This window comes from Streptomyces sp. CB01635 (assembly GCF_002803065.1).
Classification (GTDB): domain Bacteria; phylum Actinomycetota; class Actinomycetes; order Streptomycetales; family Streptomycetaceae; genus Streptomyces.
Map to the genome: position 1 here is coordinate 1 of NZ_NNBL01000058.1, position 5,153 is coordinate 5,153.

Consider the following 5,153-nt stretch of genomic DNA (forward strand, 5'->3'; position numbering starts at 1 on the left):
GATTGACAACCCCGGCCCATCTTTGGTGGGTTGGAGGTTCCTTTGAAAAAGTCCTCACTCCCACACCGGGGTGAGGCGCACTAGCGAGGACGCAGTGAATCGTGGGGATTATTCCTCCCGACGGTTCCGCTCTCGTGGTGTAGTCCCGATTACGGGAAAACATTCACGGAGAGTTTGATCCTGGCTCAGGACGAACGCTGGCGGCGTGCTTAACACATGCAAGTCGAACGATGAAGCCCTTCGGGGTGGATTAGTGGCGAACGGGTGAGTAACACGTGGGCAATCTGCCCTGCACTCTGGGACAAGCCCTGGAAACGGGGTCTAATACCGGATGACACCCCCTCTCGCATGGGAGGGGGTTGAAAGCTCCGGCGGTGCAGGATGAGCCCGCGGCCTATCAGCTTGTTGGTGAGGTAGAAGCTCACCAAGGCGACGACGGGTAGCCGGCCTGAGAGGGCGACCGGCCACACTGGGACTGAGACACGGCCCAGACTCCTACGGGAGGCAGCAGTGGGGAATATTGCACAATGGGCGAAAGCCTGATGCAGCGACGCCGCGTGAGGGATGACGGCCTTCGGGTTGTAAACCTCTTTCAGCAGGGAAGAAGCGAAAGTGACGGTACCTGCAGAAGAAGCGCCGGCTAACTACGTGCCAGCAGCCGCGGTAATACGTAGGGCGCAAGCGTTGTCCGGAATTATTGGGCGTAAAGAGCTCGTAGGCGGCTTGTCACGTCGGTTGTGAAAGCCCGGGGCTTAACCCCGGGTCTGCAGTCGATACGGGCAGGCTAGAGTGTGGTAGGGGAGATCGGAATTCCTGGTGTAGCGGTGAAATGCGCAGATATCAGGAGGAACACCGGTGGCGAAGGCGGATCTCTGGGCCATTACTGACGCTGAGGAGCGAAAGCGTGGGGAGCGAACAGGATTAGATACCCTGGTAGTCCACGCCGTAAACGGTGGGAACTAGGTGTTGGCGACATTCCACGTCGTCGGTGCCGCAGCTAACGCATTAAGTTCCCCGCCTGGGGAGTACGGCCGCAAGGCTAAAACTCAAAGGAATTGACGGGGGCCCGCACAAGCAGCGGAGCATGTGGCTTAATTCGACGCAACGCGAAGAACCTTACCAAGGCTTGACATATACCGGAAAGCATCAGAGATGGTGCCCCCCTTGTGGTCGGTATACAGGTGGTGCATGGCTGTCGTCAGCTCGTGTCGTGAGATGTTGGGTTAAGTCCCGCAACGAGCGCAACCCTTGTTCTGTGTTGCCAGCATGCCCTTCGGGGTGATGGGGACTCACAGGAGACTGCCGGGGTCAACTCGGAGGAAGGTGGGGACGACGTCAAGTCATCATGCCCCTTATGTCTTGGGCTGCACACGTGCTACAATGGCAGGTACAATGAGCTGCGATGCCGCGAGGCGGAGCGAATCTCAAAAAGCCTGTCTCAGTTCGGATTGGGGTCTGCAACTCGACCCCATGAAGTCGGAGTTGCTAGTAATCGCAGATCAGCATTGCTGCGGTGAATACGTTCCCGGGCCTTGTACACACCGCCCGTCACGTCACGAAAGTCGGTAACACCCGAAGCCGGTGGCCCAACCCCCTTGTGGGGAGGGAGCTGTCGAAGGTGGGACTGGCGATTGGGACGAAGTCGTAACAAGGTAGCCGTACCGGAAGGTGCGGCTGGATCACCTCCTTTCTAAGGAGCACTTTGGCTGCCGGGTTCTTCCTGGTGGTCCAAGAGCCATTTCGCCGGCAAACGTCCGGCGGTGGTTGCTCAAGGGTGGAACGTTGACTATTCGACCGGGTTCACGGGTCGGAGGCTGTGAGTACTGCTCTTCGGAGCGTGGAAAGCATGATCTCCGGGCGGGACCGGGTCGGGCACGCTGTTGGGTGTCTGAAGGTACGGCCGAAACGGTCGCCTTCAGTGCCGACCCCGGTAAAAATCTGCTTCGGTGGGTTGTGACGGGTGGTTGGTCGTTGTTTGAGAACTGCACAGTGGACGCGAGCATCTGTGGCCAAGTTTTTAAGGGCGCACGGTGGATGCCTTGGCACCAGGAACCGATGAAGGACGTGGGAGGCCACGATAGTCCCCGGGGAGCCGTCAACCAGGCTTTGATCCGGGGGTTTCCGAATGGGGAAACCCGGCAGTCGTCATGGGCTGTCACCCACTGCTGAACACATAGGCAGTGTGGAGGGAACGCGGGGAAGTGAAACATCTCAGTACCCGCAGGAAGAGAAAACAACCGTGATTCCGGGAGTAGTGGCGAGCGAAACTGGATGAGGCCAAACCATATGCGTGTGATACCCGGCAGGGGTTGCGCATGTGGGGTTGTGGGATCTCTCTTTCACAGTCTGCCGGCTGTGAGGCGAGTCAGAAACCGTTGATGTAGGCGAAGGACATGCGAAAGGTCCGGCGTAGAGGGTAAGACCCCCGTAGTCGAAACATCAACGGCTCGTTTGAGAGACACCCAAGTAGCACGGGGCCCGAGAAATCCCGTGTGAATCTGGCGGGACCACCCGCTAAGCCTAAATATTCCCTGGTGACCGATAGCGGATAGTACCGTGAGGGAATGGTGAAAAGTACCGCGGGAGCGGAGTGAAATAGTACCTGAAACCGTGTGCCTACAAGCCGTGGGAGCGTCGCGCAAGGAACTTGTTCCTTGCGTCGTGACTGCGTGCCTTTTGAAGAATGAGCCTGCGAGTTTGCGGTGCGTTGCGAGGTTAACCCGTGTGGGGAAGCCGTAGCGAAAGCGAGTCCGAATAGGGCGATTCAGTAGCGCGCTCAAGACCCGAAGCGGAGTGATCTAGCCATGGGCAGGTTGAAGCGGAGGTAAGACTTCGTGGAGGACCGAACCCACCAGGGTTGAAAACCTGGGGGATGACCTGTGGTTAGGGGTGAAAGGCCAATCAAACTCCGTGATAGCTGGTTCTCCCCGAAATGCATTTAGGTGCAGCGTCGTGTGTTTCTTGCCGGAGGTAGAGCACTGGATAGGCGATGGGCCCTACCGGGTTACTGACCTTAGCCAAACTCCGAATGCCGGTAAGTGAGAGCACGGCAGTGAGACTGTGGGGGATAAGCTCCATGGTCGAGAGGGAAACAGCCCAGAGCATCGACTAAGGCCCCTAAGCGTACGCTAAGTGGGAAAGGATGTGGAGTCGCACAGACAACCAGGAGGTTGGCTTAGAAGCAGCCACCCTTGAAAGAGTGCGTAATAGCTCACTGGTCTAGTGATTCCGCGCCGACAATGTAGCGGGGCTCAAGCGTACCGCCGAAGTCGTGTCATTGCGATATATACCCCCAACGGGGATCGTGATGGGTAGGGGAGCGTCGTGTGCCGGGTGAAGCAGCCGCGGAAGCGAGTTGTGGACGGTTCACGAGTGAGAATGCAGGCATGAGTAGCGATACACACGTGAGAAACGTGTGCGCCGATTGACTAAGGGTTCCTGGGTCAAGCTGATCTGCCCAGGGTAAGTCGGGACCTAAGGCGAGGCCGACAGGCGTAGTCGATGGATAACCGGTTGATATTCCGGTACCCGCTGTGAAGCGTCAAACATTGAATCAGGCGATGCTAAGTCCGTGAAGCCGTTCCGGACCCTTCGGGGAAAGGAAAGTGGTGGAGCCGACGGACCAGACTTGTAGTAGGTGAGTGATGGGGTGACGCAGGAAGGTAGTCCAGCCCGGGCGGTGGTTGTCCCGGGGTAAGGGTGTAGGCCGTGTGATAGGTAAATCCGTCACACATTAAGGCTGAGACCTGATGCCGAGCCGATTGTGGTGAAGTGGATGATCCTATGCTGTCGAGAAAAGCCTCTAGCGAGTTTCATGGCGGCCCGTACCCTAAACCGACTCAGGTGGTCAGGTAGAGAATACCGAGGCGTTCGGGTGAACTATGGTTAAGGAACTCGGCAAAATGCCCCCGTAACTTCGGGAGAAGGGGGGCCATCACTGGTGAGGAGACTTGCTCTCCGAGCTGGGGGTGGCCGCAGAGACCAGCGAGAAGCGACTGTTTACTAAAAACACAGGTCCGTGCGAAGCCGTAAGGCGATGTATACGGACTGACGCCTGCCCGGTGCTGGAACGTTAAGGGGACCGGTTAGTGCACTTTCGGGTGTGCGAAGCTGAGAACTTAAGCGCCAGTAAACGGCGGTGGTAACTATAACCATCCTAAGGTAGCGAAATTCCTTGTCGGGTAAGTTCCGACCTGCACGAATGGCGTAACGACTTCTCGACTGTCTCAACCATAGGCCCGGTGAAATTGCACTACGAGTAAAGATGCTCGTTTCGCGCAGCAGGACGGAAAGACCCCGGGACCTTTACTACAGTTTGATATTGGTGTTCGGTTCGGCTTGTGTAGGATAGGTGGGAGACTTTGAAGCGGCCACGCCAGTGGTTGTGGAGTCGTCGTTGAAATACCACTCTGGTCGTGCTGGATGTCTAACCTGGGTCCGTGATCCGGATCAGGGACAGTGTCTGATGGGTAGTTTAACTGGGGCGGTTGCCTCCTAAAGAGTAACGGAGGCGCCCAAAGGTTCCCTCAGCCTGGTTGGTAATCAGGTGTTGAGTGTAAGTGCACAAGGGAGCTTGACTGTGAGACCGACGGGTCGAGCAGGGACGAAAGTCGGGACTAGTGATCCGGCGGTGGCTTGTGGAAGCGCCGTCGCTCAACGGATAAAAGGTACCCCGGGGATAACAGGCTGATCTTCCCCAAGAGTCCATATCGACGGGATGGTTTGGCACCTCGATGTCGGCTCGTCGCATCCTGGGGCTGGAGTCGGTCCCAAGGGTTGGGCTGTTCGCCCATTAAAGCGGTACGCGAGCTGGGTTTAGAACGTCGTGAGACAGTTCGGTCCCTATCCGCTGTGCGCGTAGGAATATTGAGAAGGGCTGTCCCTAGTACGAGAGGACCGGGACGGACGAACCTCTGGTGTGCCAGTTGTCCTGCCAAGGGCATGGCTGGTTGGCTACGTTCGGAAAGGATAACCGCTGAAAGCATCTAAGCGGGAAGCCTGCTTCGAGATGAGTATTCCCACCCCCTTGAGGGGTTAAGGCTCCCAGTAGACGACTGGGTTGATAGGCCAGATCTGGAAGCCCGGTAACGGGTGGAGGTGACTGGTACTAATAGGCCGAGGGCTTGTCCTCAGTTGCTCGCGTCCACTGTGTT

The 5,153-nt window shown here is 57.4% G+C and carries 2 rRNA genes; both read left to right on the forward strand.

Going from position 1 to position 5,153, the window contains the following annotated elements:
• Positions 1 to 162 precede the first annotated feature (162 nt).
• Positions 163 to 1,690: ribosomal RNA gene (locus CG723_RS45805) — 16S ribosomal RNA — on the forward strand.
• 317 nt (positions 1,691 to 2,007) lie between these two features.
• Positions 2,008 to 5,131 (forward strand): 23S ribosomal RNA (locus tag CG723_RS45810).
• Together the 16S and 23S rRNA genes form the textbook arrangement of a ribosomal RNA operon.
• Positions 5,132 to 5,153: the final 22 nt, after the last annotated feature.